This window comes from Mycobacterium sp. M23085 (assembly GCF_045343915.1).
Taxonomy (GTDB): Bacteria; Actinomycetota; Actinomycetes; order Mycobacteriales; family Mycobacteriaceae; genus Mycobacterium.
This window is the reverse complement of record NZ_CP174280.1, coordinates 4,141,731-4,154,646: the sequence shown is the minus strand read 5'-3', so window position 1 is coordinate 4,154,646 and position 12,916 is coordinate 4,141,731. Positions and strand designations below refer to the sequence as shown.

The following is a 12,916-nucleotide window of genomic DNA, read 5'->3' as shown; positions in this document are numbered from 1 at the left end:
ATGGAAACGCATGCTGGGTCTTGGACTCCGCGGGCGCGTCGGGGTGGTGGATCGATTTCCCGACGGGTGCGGGAGGGGGTGCATAGTGCTTTCGTTGCGTAGATTGCCGCGTGGATTTTCGCGCATCCCATCGCACCCCGCGGTTTACAACCGTATTGAGTACGCCGCCTCGCGAGTAGACTTTTGCCGCTGACAGCGGATACTCAAGCAATCGGCCCGGCAGAATGCGAGGAGCGGGAAATGGAATCGGATGCCAGGACCGAGCTGGGATGAGCCCTGTGGCCGTTGCGATGCGGACGGATGACTCGGTTGCCGTTCTGACCGTTGACGGTGAGCTTGACGCCGCCCACTCGACCGCACTTCGCGAACGCATCCTCAAGGCCACGCTGCAGGACGCCGCCGCCGTGATCGTCGACGTCTCCGGGCTCAAGGTACCCCCCGAAGCGGCATGGACCGCCTTCATGGGCGCGTATTGGCAGGTCGGCAGCGCCGCCCATATTCCGATCGCGTTGGTCTGTACCAACCGGGCGACCCGCGAAGCGATCACCAGCAGCGGTGTCACCCACTTCATGCCGATTTATTCGAGCGAGAAAGCCGCGCTGAAGGCGCTCGGCCAGAGCAGCCGTCGTCCGGTGCGGCGCGCGGATGTTCAGCTGCCCGCCGACCTGACCAGCTTGCGCGAGTCGCGGCGCCTGGTCCGCGAATGGCTCACCACCTGGTCGCAGTCCAAGCTCATTCCGGTGGCTCTGGTGGTGGTCAACGTATTCGTGGAGAACGTGCTGGAGCACACCGCCAGCGTTCCGGTGGTACGGATCGAAGCGCAAGGCACCACCGCGACCATCGCGGTGTCGGATGCGAGCAACACGCCCGCGGTGCGACTGCCGTCGCCGAAGAACGGCATCGACGTGTCCGGTCTGGCGATCGTCGAGGCGCTGTCGCGCGCGTGGGGCAGCACGCCCACTTCGTCGGGCAAGACGGTGTGGGCGATCATCGGCCCGGAGAACCAGCTGTAGTCGAAAACCGCGGTAGTCGACGCCCCGGCTCGCCGCGCCCATCTGCCGGTTGTGCTGAAACTAGAACACGTTCTAATGTCGAGGTGACGACCCCTTCAGGAAGGCAGATGACGTGCGGTTTACCTACGCAGAGGCGATGACGGACTTTAGGTACTACATCCCGCTGGCCAAGGCAGCCGAGGCGGCCGGCTACGACGCCATGACGATCGCCGACAGCATCGCCTACCCCTTCGAATCGGACTCGAAGTATCCCTACACCCCGGACGGCAACCGTGAGTTCCTGGACGGCAAGGAGTTCATCGAAACCTTCGTGCTGACTTCGGCATTGGGCGCGGTGACCACCAAGCTGCGGTTCAACTTCTTCGTGCTCAAGCTGCCGATCCGGCCACCCGCGTTGGTGGCCAAGCAGATTGGGTCGCTGGCGGCGATGACCGACAACCGGGTGGGCTTCGGAGTCGGCACCAGCCCGTGGCCCGAGGACTACGAGTTGCTGGGTGTCCCGTTCGCCAGGCGCGGCAAGCGGATGGACGAATGCATCGAAATCATCCAGGGCCTCACCACCGGCGACTACTTCGAGTTCCACGGCGAGTTCTACGACATCCCCAAGACCAAGATGACGCCGGCCCCCACCAAGCCCGTCCCGATCCTGATCGGCGGGCACGCCGACGCGGCGCTGCGGCGCGCGGCACGCCTGGACGGCTGGATGCACGGTGGCGGTGACCCGGAGGAACTCGACCACCTGCTGACCAAGCTCAAGAAGTTCCGCGAAGAAGCGGGCAAGACCGGGCCGTTCGAGATCCACGTCATCTCGGCCGACGCCTACACCGCGGACGGCATCAAGCGGCTGGAGGACAAGGGCGTCACCGACGTCATCGTCGGCTTCCGCATCCCCTACATCAAGGGCAAAGACACCGAGCCGCTGGACAGCAAGATCCGCAACCTGGAGATGTTCGCCGAGAACGTGATCGCGAAAGTCTAGCCGTTACAGCACATCCCATTTCGGGGCGCGTTTTTCGCGGTGCGCCATGGCGGCCTCGACCGGATTGTTCGTGAAGCCGCTGAGGATCTGGGTGCGGTTCTCGATCTCGATGGCATGGCGCAGGCTGGGCGCGTCCAGTGCGGCGTTGAGCCCGATCTTGGTCTGCCACACGCCATATGCGTTGTTCTCGGCGATCGAGCGGGCCAACTTGAGCGCGGCCGGCATCAGCTCATCGGGGGCGACGACCTCGTGCACCAGCTTGATCCGGTAGGCCTCGGCCGCGTCGATGATGCGACCGGTGAGCATAAGTTCGCGCGCCACCCCGGCGCCGACGATCTTCGGCAGCAGGTAGCTGGTGCCCATGTCCATCGACGAGAACCCCGCCTTGATGAACACTGAACCGAACCGGGCCCGCTCGGAAGCGACCCGGATGTCGCAGACCAATGAGAACGCCAGACCACCCCCGACGGCGACACCGTTGATGGCGCCGATCACCGGAAGGTCCATCTCGTAGATCCGGGTGTACAGGTTGGCCAACCGGACCTGGGCGTCGTAATTGACCTTGAACGCGGGAGTGGTCGGTTTGTTCTGCGTCCACGGCTGCCCGGTGCCGCTCAGATCGGCCCCGGCGCAAAATCCGCGCCCGGCACCGGTCAGGATCGCCACCCGGTAGTCCCCCTTGTCGAGCACGTCCAGCGCCTCGTGGACGCCGTCGATCAACGACCCGTCGATGGCGTTGAGGCGCTCGGGCCGGTTCAGGGTGATGCAGGCGATGTCGTCTTCGAGCGGTTCCAGGGTCACTGCAGGCATAGGGGAACCGTAGGCGACGGCGGTGTTTACCGATGAGGCATACCGTGGTTCTGCCACCACATCGAAGGAGCAGCCATGGCACGAACCGAGGGCGACAGCTGGGACCTGGCCAACAGCGTGGGCGCCACCGCCACCATGGTCGCCGCGGCCCGCGCAGCCGCCACCAAACGCCCGCAACCGGTCATCACCGACGAGTTCGCCGAGCCGCTGGTGCGCGCCGTCGGGCTGGACGTGTTCACCAAGCTGGCGGCCGGCGAGCTCGATTCACAAGACCTGGAGGAGGGCGTCGGATTCTCCCGGATGGTGGACACCTTCGCCGCCCGGGCCCGGTTCTACGACGACTATTTCGCCGCGGCCGGGCAGGCCGGATTGCGCCAGGTGGTGATCGTGGCCTCGGGCCTGGATTCACGGGCCTACCGGCTGCGGTGGCCGGCCGGCACCACGGTGTACGAGATCGATCAACCCGAGGTGATCGCGTTCAAGACCGCGACGCTGGCCGAGATCGGCGCGGCCCCGACCGCCGAATTGCGCACCGTGGGTGTCGATTTGCGCCAGGACTGGCCGGCGGCATTGCAGTCGGCGGGCTTCGACCCGAATCAGCCGACGGCGTGGCTCGCCGAGGGAGTGCTGATCGGATTCCTTCCGCCCGAGGCCGAAGTTCGGTTGCTGGACGCCATCATTCCGTTGTCCAGCGAGGGCAGCCGGTTCGCCGCCGATTTCGGGACCGTGGCAGCGGCGACGCCCGAGGGACAGGAACAGGCCCGGCTCATGACCGAGGGCTGGCGACGGCAGGGGCTCGATCTCGACATCGCCGGCTTGGCCTACCCGGGCGAGCACACCGACGTCGCCGCGCACCTGGCGGCAAACGGGTGGGATACCACCACATTCCGGCTCACCGACCTGTTTTCCGCCGCCGGCCTTCCAGAACTGGGGGCCGCCGAACATCAGGTCCCCGCCACCACGATCACCTTCGTCCGGGCGGTGCGGCCCTAGCCGGTGCGCCGGCAGCGGTCGAAGGCGTAGTCGTTACGCGGCCCGCTTGGCCAGCCATTCGGCCTGCATCACCAGCAGGGCCATCACCGCCAATTGCGGTGTGTGCGGGTCGAGTTCGCGGTATCGCTGATAGACGTTGACGACGACGCGCTCGGCGTCCAGCCAAGCGGCGTACTCGCCGAGATCGATGGTGTCGGCGGCCTCGGCCCACGACAGGCCCCGGCGGTACGCGGCCTCGGCATGCTCGGCGACGTGCACGAGATAGCCACGCACCGCACGGATTCCGTCCGGGTCGGTGACCGGTCCGTGGCCGGGTACCACCGTCGGTGCGTCCAGCGCGATCATCGCGTCGCACGCCGCGACCCAGTTGGCGATCGGACCCGCCCACACGATGGGCGTGCAGCCGATGAACAGCAGGTCGCCGCCGAACAGCACCCCCGCGTCGGGCACGTGCACCACCGAGTCCGCGGCGGTGTGCGCGGGGCCCAGATTCAGCACGTCGATTGCCCGCCCGCCTACCTCGACGCGCAGGTTGCGCTCGAAGGTCTGGTCGGCGTTGCGCAGCGTGATGTTGCTGAAGTCGAAGTGCCCGAAGCGTTCTCGTGTGTACGGGGTTGCCACCGGCCCGAGGTTGGCGGTTTGCGCCATGGCCAGCATCTCGGGCGCCATCCCGTGCTGGATCTCCGCTGCGGTGCCGTGCGCGGCGATGATCCGCACCGACGCGTCGAGCAGTTGGTTGCCATGCGTGTGGTCACCGTTGGAGTGGGTGATCACCGCGTCGGTGATCGGCGCCGACTCGGTGACGGGCCGCATCGCGGTGAGCATCTCGCGGGTGAGTGCCAAGTCGAACAGGGTGTCCACCAGCAGGGAGGCGCCTTCGCCGGCGATCAGCCCGGCATTGCTCCACCCGTAGCCCCCGTCCGGCAGCGTCCACGCCCACACCCGGTCGCCGACCCGATGCAGCCCGCGGGTGTAAGGCACCCTGGCCGGCGCCCGGTTGACTCGCGGCGCGGCCGGCGCGGCGTCCGGATTGGGCCGCGCCGCCAACGGGTGTGGCGCACCGCTCGCACGGACGGTTTGCCGCGTCTCCCCCAGCCCCTGGACGCGGAGCGTGACGACGTCGCCGTCGTGCAACCAGCCGGGAAATGATTCCAGCGCAGCGGGATTGAGATGCTCGACCAGCGTGCAGGTGGGCACCGTGCCCGAGCCGATGACGTCGCCGGGATTGAGGGTGACCCCTCGCGAGGCGTACGAGATGACTTCGCCGAAGGACCAGTCCATTTGGGCCGTCGATCCCGTACCGATCACGGTGTCGTTGACCAGGGCGGTGACCTGCAGGTCCAGCTTGCCAGGATCGGAGGGGTGGCGGTGCGGCTCGAGCTCGTCGGGGGTCACCAGGTAGGGGCCCAGGGTGACGCCGCTGTCCTTGCCCTTGGCCTGTCCGATTCCCAGTTGACTTTCCAACTGCTGCAGGTCACGCGCGGACCAGTCGTTGAAGATGGTGTAGCCGATGATCGCCTGTTCGGCCTGCTCGACGGTGAGATCCTTTCCGCCCGTGCCGATCACCGCCGCGATCTCCAATTCGAAGTCCTGCCAAGCACTTCCGGGTGCCGTCGGGGCATCATCGTAGGGACCCAAAACGGTTGAGGGGCAGGCGAAGTAAAACGCGGGAATGCGATACCAGGTGTCGGCGAGCACCCGTCCGGCACCCAGCGCGGCCTGGCAGTTGCGCATGTGGTCGAGGAAGCACAGGGAATCCCGGATCGACGGCGGACGCGGGATGGGCGCCTGTAGTCGCACGCCCGCAAGCGGTGCCGTCGCCGCCGGGGAGCGCTGCACCTCCTCCCCAGCTTGCCGCAACCCCTCAGAGCCACGCGCGATGAGGTCGAGCATCGTCACGCCGGGCGGCATCGCATAGATGGTGTCGCCAGTCAGGACCCCGACGCGCTCGCCGTCATCTCCTTGGTAGGTAACCCATTTCACTCGCGCACCACCTCGCTCGCCTCCTTGTCCGGCCGTAGCCCGCGCCAACTTGATTGGCGCAACCGATCGTCCGGGGTCCACTCGCTGTAGCGCACCTCCCCGACCAGAACCGGCTCGACATACGTCACACCACGGGCTTCGCTGCGGGGCAGCGGTGGGTGGAACGGGGATTTGTCGGTGTGCAGGGGCGCCAGCGTCTTCTTCAGGCTGGCCAGGTCGCGTTCGGTGAACCCGGTGCCGACGCGCCCGGCGAAGTGCAGACCGTCGGCGGTGGGGATGCCCATCAACAGTGAGCCGATGCCGCTGCTGCGCCCGCCCTCCCCGGCCTTCCAGCCACCGATCACGACTTCCTGGGTGTTCCAGTGCTTGTCCTTGATCCAGGACGACGAGCGCCGGCCGGGCTGGTAGGTGGAGTCGCGCCGCTTGGCGATCACCCCCTCCCAGCCGCGCTTGCCGGAGTGCTCCAGCGCCTGCGCGCCGTTTCCGGGCAGCAGCTCTGGAACGATGAGACCGCTTCCGGCGCCGAGCATTTCCAGTACCTTACGCCGGTCTGAGTAGCTGGCCCGCAGCAGCGATCGGCCGTCGAGGTAGAGCACGTCGAATGCCCAGAATTCGACGCGCGAGCCTCGGCCCCGGTTCTGCATCTGATGGAAGTTGGGCACACCGGAGGAGTCCAGGACGACGGCCTCACCGTCGAGGACCACATGGTGCTCAGCGAAAGCTTCTGCCAGCGAACGCAGTTCGCGATACTCCTGAGTGACTTCGCGGCCGCGTCGTGACCGTATCCGGATGGCGCCGTGGTCGGCCTCGATCAACAAACGATAGCCGTCCCATTTGCCTTCGAACGCCCATTGGTTTTCGTTCAACGCCGTCACCGAACCATGGGTGGCCAGCATGGGGGCGATTGTGTCGAACTCGAAGACCTTCTGGTCTTTCATCCGGTGTGCCAGCCACTGGTCACCGTCGGTTTGAATCAGTGCATAACGTCCGGAGATCCTGTTGCCGTGCAGGTTGACGATGACTTCCCCTTTTTCGGTGGAGTCGTTGAACTTTTCGGCCTCGTACGTTCCCGAGTCCCAGATGACCACCTTCCCCGCGCCGTACTCCCCTTTGGGGATGATGCCCTCGAACCCGCCGTATTCCAGTGGATGGTCCTCGGTGTGGACGGCCAGGTGGTTGACCGAGGTCGTGTCGGGCAGGTTCTTCGGCACCGCCCACGACACCAGCACCCCGTCTCGCTCCAGCCGGAAATCGTAATGCAGCCGACGGGCGTGGTGCTCTTGGATGACGAAGCTATTGCCTTTTCCGACAGCGGGTTTCGTCGCAGGCACTGGCTCGGGGGTCTTCGACGCGTCGCGCATGCTGCGGTATTTACTCAGGCGATCCGGCAGCGGCGCATCTTCGTCCAGCGGTGCCAGCAGATCGCCGTCGCGGGCAACCCGGTCCAGCACCTCGTCGTAGCGAAGCTGACGCAGCGACGGATCGTCGAGTTCCTCCCAGGTACGCGGCGCCGCGACGGTGGGTTGTTCGCGTCCGCGCAGCGAATACGGCGCGATGGTGGTTTTGGCACCGTTGTTCTGACTCCAGTCCAGAAAAATCTTTCCGGCCCGCAGGCTCTTGGTCATGGTCGACGTCACCAGTGTCGGCATCGTCTTTTCCAGTTGTTGCGCAACACGTTTGGCCAGCACCGTGGCGCCCTTACTGCTCACCGGCTCCTGCAGCGGCGTGTAGAGGTGCAGGCCCTTGCTGCCGCTGGTGAGGGGAAACGTGGTCAGCCCGATTCCGGTGATCAGTTCGCGGACCGCACGGGCCACCTCGGCCAGCTGGGCCATCGTGACGCCTTCGCCGGGGTCGAGATCGAACACCAGGCGAGTCGCCGGGCCGGGTTTCAGTTCTTCGGCCCGGCTCCGCGTCCACTGGGCGACGAAGCGCCACTGCGGTACGTGGACCTCCAGCGCGGCCTGTTGGGCGATCCAGGCCAGCCCGTCGACACTGTCGATGATCGGATACGTCGTCGTCCCGGATCGATGGGTCACGCTGGCGCGCGGCAACCAGTCGGGCGCCGATGCGGCCAATTGTTTCTCGAAAAACGATTCCTGCTCAACCCCGTTGGGCCAGCGCTTGCGGGTGGCCGGCCGCCCGGCGATGTGCGGGATCATCACCTCGGCGATGCGGGTGTAGTAGTCGAAGATGTCACTCTTCGTGGTCCCGGTCGCGGGGTACAGCACCTTCTCGGCGTTGGTCAGTTTCACCCGCGGTGCCATGTTGTCAACCTACGCGTTTCGCGCGTGTTAACCGTTTTGACCACCACTAATCGTGTCACAGTCGATTTTTTTTGTGACATGACTAACGGAGGCGTATACCTCCGTACAGACCGGGGCACAGACACACAATGTTTGACGTAATCCCCTCCCCCTGGCGTCGAAACAGCGGCGTCCCACTCAGCGACGCGACCCTGCGACTGCATTCACGACGGGTCGACGTCCCGACCTACGACCGCTCGGCCCTGGGCCGCGGAGTCGTCCACATCGGCGCGGGCAACTTCCACCGCGCACACCAGGCCGTCTACTTCGACGACCTGGCCCGCACGGGCGTTTCGGGACGTTGGGGAGTGACCAGCGTCAGCCTGCATTCCCCCGACGTCAAACATCTGCTGTCGGCCCAAGACGGGCTGTACACGGTGGTACAGCGCGGCCATGACCGCCAAACCGCTCGCGTGGTCGGCTCGATCGGCGCGGTCCACTACGCACCGAACGACAGCGCGGCCGTTCGTGCCGCCCTGGCAGATCCCGAGACCCGCATCGTCAGCCTGACAATCACCGACAACGGATACTTCCTGAATCCGGTCACCGACGAGTTCGACGCCGACAATCCCGACGTGCGCGCCGACCTGGTCGCCTCGGACAGCTATGCCACCGCCTGGGGATACCTGGCCGAAGCTCTCGACCGGCGTCGCCGCGCCGGTTTGGCGCCGTTCACCGTGCTGTGCTGCGACAACGTTCCCGGCGACACACAGCCCGCGAGAACCGCGCTGGTGTCGTTCGCCGCGTTGAAGGATCCCGCGCTCGCCCGCTGGATCGACACGCATGTCGCGTTCCCATCGACCATGGTCGACCGCATCACCCCGCAAACCACGAAATCGGAACGCAAATTCGTTGAGCAGACGTTCGGCGTGGCCGACAAATGGCCGGTGGTGACCGAGCCGCATCGCCAATGGGTGATCGAGGATTCGTTCAGCAACGGGCGCCCGCCGCTCGACGAGGTCGGTGCCGAATTCGTCGCCGATGTCAGCGACCACAAGCTGATCAAGACCCGTCTGCTCAACGGAACCCACATCGCGCTCGCGTGTTTGGCGATCTTGGCCGGCTACCAGCGCACCGACGAAGCGATGCGGGACAGCATCATCGTCGATTACGTCGAGAAGTTGCTGCGCGACGAGATTCAGCCGCTGCTGCCCCCGGTCCCCGGAATGAACACACCCGAATACCGGAGCACCTTGCTCGATCGGCTCAGCAACCCCCGAATGACTGACCAGCTGTCTCGGTTGGCCCGACGGGGAACGAGCAAGATCGCGACGTTCGTGCTGCCCTCCCTGCAGGAGGCGATCGCGCAGGGTAGGCCGCACACGCTGCTGATGTTGGCCGTCGCAGGATGGGCCCGCTACATGCGCGGTCACGACCTGAACGGGCGCAAGCTGCGGCTGGAAGACTCGCAGGCGATACCGGTGGCTAGGTTGGCCAACATGGCACACAGCAACCCAGATCCACTGCTGGGGCATGAGATGTTCGCGGAGATCCGCACGGTTCCCGGTTTTTCCCAGCGGCTGGGCGCCATGATCTCCGATATCGACCGGCGCGGCGTGGCGCCCACCCTGCGCGACGCGCTGCGCAACGACGAGCGGGAGTTGGTGTCGCGATGACCGGCGAGCTGACCCTGATACGCGCCTTCGACCCGGCGCCGATCACCACCTTGCTGTGTGACGCCGACGACAACCTGTTCGGATCGGAACGGCCGGCGTTCGACGCTTCGACCGAGGTGACCAACCGTTTCCTGGCCAGGTTCGGGGTGACCGCGCCGCTCAGCTCCGAGGAATTACGGAAGCGGGCCGTCGGCAAGAACTTCCGTAACACGGCTCTCGACCTGGCGGTGCAGTGCGAAGTGCCGCTCGAAGAGGCGTTGGTCCAGGGCCGTCCCGCAGCGGTGGTCGCTTCGGCCGGTGACCTTGCGAGCGGCGACGCGTTGTCCGCCGACGAACTCGAGCGGTGGGTGCTCGAGGAACGCGAGCGGGTCACCGCTCATCTGGCGAACACCCTGACCCCCGACCCGGAGGTGCTCGAGCCGTTGCGCAGCCTCGCGGCGCGCTACGCGCTCGCGGCCGTGAGCTCCAGCGCCACCAAGCGCCTGCGGGCCTGCTTCACCGCCACCGGTCTGGATGCGCTGATATCGGAGGCGGTGACTTTCAGCGCGGAGGATTCTCTGCCGGTGCCGACAAGCAAACCCGACCCGGCGGTGTACCTGCATTGCGGCCAGGTGCTGGGCGTGGCGGCCGAGCAAGGGCTGGCCATCGAAGACTCGGTGGCCGGCGTGACATCCGCGGTCGCTGCCGGCTATGCCACCGTCGGCAACCTGATGTTCGTGCTGCCTGACGAACGGGATTGCCGCCGTGAGGAATTGATCAATGCCGGCGCGGTCGCGATCACCGATTCGTGGCGCGCTCTCGCCGATATGCTGTTGCCGTCGGCCATGCCGGCTGGAGGTTCCCGAGCCCGGTGACAATCCGGGCGCTGACCCGGGGAGGAGTTGGCCAATGGAGGCTGGCGGAATCAATCTGAACAATGCGGCGCTGGCGATGCTGCCGATCGATGCACCCAAATACGACCGCAGCAGCGTGACCGTCGGCATCGCCCACATCGGTGCCGGACACTTCCATCGCGCGCATCAGGCCGCGTACCTCAACCTGCTGCTACAGCAGGGTCTGGCGCGGGAATGGGGCATCTGCGGTGTGGGCGTGATGCCGGCCGACTGGACCATGCGCGACGTTCTTGACGGTCAGGACGGGCTCTACACACTGATTTTGGAAAATCCCGACGGCAGCCGCGACGCCCATGTGATCGGCTCGATCATCGACTACCGTTACGCCCCTGACGATTCCGAGTCGGCGCTGGAGGTGCTGGCCGCGCCGTCCACCCGGATCATTTCGCTGACCATCACCGAGGGCGGTTATCGCGACCCGGACGGGCCCGCATTCGCGTTGATCGTTGAGGCCCTGGACCGGCGTCGCGGGCGTGGGATCGCCGCGCCGACGATCGTGTCGTGCGACAACATCGAGAACAACGGCGAGATCGCCCGGCGAGCCGTCCTCGCGAACGCCGAAAGCCGCGATCCGGCGCTGGCGCGGTGGATCGATGAGAGCGCCCGGTTCCCGAGTTCGATGGTCGACCGGATCACGCCGGCCACCACCCTGCAGATGGCGGCGGAAGTGCGGCGCGACTTCGGCATCAACGACCGGTGGCCGGTGGTGGCGGAGCCATTCACCGCCTGGGTGCTCGAAGACGATTTCGCCGACGGCAGGCCACCGCTGGAACAGGCGGGCGTCCTGCTGGTCGACGATGTCGCCCCGTACGAGTTGATGAAGCTGCGGCTGCTCAACGCCGGGCATCAATGCCTGGCCTACTTCGCGCATCTGTGCGGCTTCAAGTTCGTCCACGAGGCCGCGAGCGATCCGCTGTTCGCCGAATTCCTGCTCGCCTACTTCGAATCCGAGGCCATCCCAACCCTGCCACCGGTGCCCGGTATCGACCTGCACGACTACACCCGCACGCTGGTCGAGCGGTTCTCCAACCCGGGCGTGCGCGACACCGTGCCCCGGTTGTGTGCCTACACCTCTGACCGCATCCCGAAATGGCTGATCCCGGTGATCTGTGACAACCTCGCCAGCGACGGCCCGGTCCGAGTGGCGGCGGCGGTGGTGGCGAGCTGGGCCCGCTACGCCGAGGGCACCGACGAATGGGGTAAGCCGTACGAGGTGGTGGATCAGCTCGCGGATTCGCTGATCCCGATCGCGCGCTCGCAGTACGAGAATCCCACCGCGTTCATCGAAATCGCCGGGGTGTTCGGCGATCTGGCGCACCAGCCGCGCTTCGTCCAGGCATACTGCTGGGCGCTGGACTCGTTGCACCACAAGGGAGCTCGCGCCACGCTGGAGGCGTTGGTGCGATGAGCCGCGGGCTGGTGATCGGCGAGTCGCTGATCGACATCGTCGACAACGACGAGCATGTCGGGGGCAGTCCGCTCAACGTCGCCGTCGGGCTTGGCCGGCTGGGCCGTGAGGTCGATTTCCTGACCTCGATCGCCGACGACGCGTACGGCCGGCGCATCGTCGACTATGTCGAAGCCGCAGGGGTGCAACTGGTTTCGGAAGGCCGAACGGCGGAGCGCACGGCTACTGCGCGGTCAACCATCGCGGCGGACGGGTCGGCCGCCTACGCCTTCGATCTGGACTGGCGGCTTTCCGGAACGCCGCCGGTCGCCCCGCCGCTTTTCGTCCATACCGGATCGATTGCGGCCGTGCAGGATCCGGGCTGCCTGGCGGTCGCGGCGCTGATCGATACCTATCGCGTCTCGGCCACCGTCACCTTCGACCCCAACGTGCGGCCGTCGCTGATCGCCGACCGGGACCTGGCCGTGGCGCGCGTCGAGCACCTCATCGAGCGCAGCGACATCGTCAAGGTCAGCGAGGAAGACCTGCGCTGGATCGACCCCACTCGCCCGCCCGAGCGGATCGCCCAGACGTGGCTGCGGCTGGGCCCCGCCATCGTGGCGGTGACGATGGCCGACCGGGGCGCGGTGGCTTTTTGCGCGGCAGGGGTCGCCCGGGTGCCGACCCGCGCGGTGCGCGTCGTCGACACCGTCGGCGCCGGCGACTCCTTCATGGCCGGTCTGCTCGACGCCCTATGGGGTTTGGGATCGTTGGGCGGCGACCGACGTGCCGAGTTGCACGCGATCGACCTGGACGCGCTGACGACGGCGCTCGAGGCGGCGAGCCTGTCCGCGGCGCTCACCATCGCCCGCGCGGGAGCGGACCTGCCGGATCGGGCTGCGCTGGACGCGGCTTCGCGGCGCTAGGCGCACCCCGGTG

At 66.6% G+C, this 12,916-nt stretch carries 10 protein-coding genes; 7 read left to right on the top strand and 3 right to left on the bottom strand.

Features of this window, described 5'->3' with window-relative positions; all coding sequences use genetic code 11:
* The first annotated feature begins 269 nt into the window (after positions 1 to 269).
* Both ACIUM1_RS19645 and ACIUM1_RS19640 read left to right on the top strand, forming a co-directional pair.
* Positions 270 to 1,013, top strand: coding sequence for an STAS domain-containing protein (locus ACIUM1_RS19645; protein ID WP_406814262.1), 744 nt, complete (start codon positions 270 to 272; stop codon positions 1,011 to 1,013).
* A 112-nt stretch (positions 1,014 to 1,125) separates the two neighbouring features.
* Positions 1,126 to 1,992 (top strand): LLM class flavin-dependent oxidoreductase, encoded by an 867-nt coding sequence (locus ACIUM1_RS19640; protein WP_406814261.1) that lies wholly within the window; start codon positions 1,126 to 1,128, stop codon positions 1,990 to 1,992.
* Between the two features lie 3 nt (positions 1,993 to 1,995).
* Here ACIUM1_RS19640 and ACIUM1_RS19635 read toward each other — a convergent pair whose 3' ends face one another.
* Positions 1,996 to 2,802 (bottom strand): enoyl-CoA hydratase/isomerase family protein, encoded by an 807-nt coding sequence (locus ACIUM1_RS19635; protein WP_406814260.1) that lies wholly within the window; start codon positions 2,800 to 2,802, stop codon positions 1,996 to 1,998.
* 75 nt (positions 2,803 to 2,877) lie between these two features.
* On the opposite strand from ACIUM1_RS19635, the gene ACIUM1_RS19630 reads away from it, so the two are divergent.
* On the top strand, positions 2,878 to 3,795 hold the full coding sequence (locus ACIUM1_RS19630; protein WP_406814259.1) for a class I SAM-dependent methyltransferase: 918 nt from the start codon (positions 2,878 to 2,880) through the stop codon (positions 3,793 to 3,795).
* A gap of 33 nt (positions 3,796 to 3,828) precedes the next feature.
* On the opposite strand, the gene ACIUM1_RS19625 is transcribed toward ACIUM1_RS19630, so the two are convergent.
* The gene (locus ACIUM1_RS19625) at positions 3,829 to 5,778 is read right to left on the bottom strand and encodes a fumarylacetoacetate hydrolase family protein (protein WP_406814258.1); all 1,950 of its coding nucleotides are present in this window, start codon (positions 5,776 to 5,778) and stop codon (positions 3,829 to 3,831) included.
* A complete protein-coding gene (locus tag ACIUM1_RS19620) occupies positions 5,775 to 8,042 on the bottom strand; it encodes an ATP-dependent DNA ligase (RefSeq protein ID WP_406814257.1) in 2,268 nt (755 codons plus the stop codon). The genes ACIUM1_RS19625 and ACIUM1_RS19620 overlap by 4 nt, the downstream gene beginning before the upstream one ends.
* Positions 8,043 to 8,170: 128 nt before the next feature.
* Here ACIUM1_RS19620 and ACIUM1_RS19615 point away from each other — a divergent pair, with 128 nt between their 5' ends.
* The 4 genes from ACIUM1_RS19615 to ACIUM1_RS19600 are packed head-to-tail and all read left to right on the top strand — an operon-like array spanning position 8,171 to position 12,903.
* Positions 8,171 to 9,697 (top strand): mannitol dehydrogenase family protein, encoded by a 1,527-nt coding sequence (locus ACIUM1_RS19615; RefSeq protein ID WP_406814256.1) that lies wholly within the window; start codon positions 8,171 to 8,173, stop codon positions 9,695 to 9,697.
* A complete protein-coding gene (locus ACIUM1_RS19610) occupies positions 9,694 to 10,551 on the top strand; it encodes an HAD family hydrolase (protein ID WP_406814255.1) in 858 nt (285 codons plus the stop codon). Before ACIUM1_RS19615 ends, ACIUM1_RS19610 begins: the two co-directional genes overlap by 4 nt.
* 34 nt (positions 10,552 to 10,585) lie before the next feature.
* Positions 10,586 to 11,998 (top strand): mannitol dehydrogenase family protein, encoded by a 1,413-nt coding sequence (locus tag ACIUM1_RS19605; protein ID WP_406814254.1) that lies wholly within the window; start codon positions 10,586 to 10,588, stop codon positions 11,996 to 11,998.
* Positions 11,995 to 12,903 carry a carbohydrate kinase family protein gene (locus ACIUM1_RS19600; RefSeq protein ID WP_406814253.1) on the top strand — a complete coding sequence of 303 codons (909 nt, stop codon included), beginning with the start codon at positions 11,995 to 11,997 and terminating at the stop codon, positions 12,901 to 12,903. Before ACIUM1_RS19605 ends, ACIUM1_RS19600 begins: the two co-directional genes overlap by 4 nt.
* Positions 12,904 to 12,916 lie beyond the last annotated feature (13 nt).

Bases quoted from the DNA above. Each gene is read 5' to 3' on its own strand.
- ACIUM1_RS19620 (WP_406814257.1), bottom strand. From the start codon at position 8,042: ATGGCACCGCGGGTGAAACTGACCAACGCCGAGAAGGTGCTGTACCCC.
- ACIUM1_RS19630 (WP_406814259.1), top strand. From the start codon at position 2,878: ATGGCACGAACCGAGGGCGACAGCTGGGACCTGGCCAACAGCGTGGGC.
- ACIUM1_RS19615 (WP_406814256.1), top strand. From the start codon at position 8,171: ATGTTTGACGTAATCCCCTCCCCCTGGCGTCGAAACAGCGGCGTCCCA.
- ACIUM1_RS19600 (WP_406814253.1), top strand. From the start codon at position 11,995: ATGAGCCGCGGGCTGGTGATCGGCGAGTCGCTGATCGACATCGTCGAC.
- ACIUM1_RS19610 (WP_406814255.1), top strand. From the start codon at position 9,694: ATGACCGGCGAGCTGACCCTGATACGCGCCTTCGACCCGGCGCCGATC.
- ACIUM1_RS19645 (WP_406814262.1), top strand. From the start codon at position 270: ATGAGCCCTGTGGCCGTTGCGATGCGGACGGATGACTCGGTTGCCGTT.
- ACIUM1_RS19635 (WP_406814260.1), bottom strand. From the start codon at position 2,802: ATGCCTGCAGTGACCCTGGAACCGCTCGAAGACGACATCGCCTGCATC.
- ACIUM1_RS19605 (WP_406814254.1), top strand. From the start codon at position 10,586: ATGGAGGCTGGCGGAATCAATCTGAACAATGCGGCGCTGGCGATGCTG.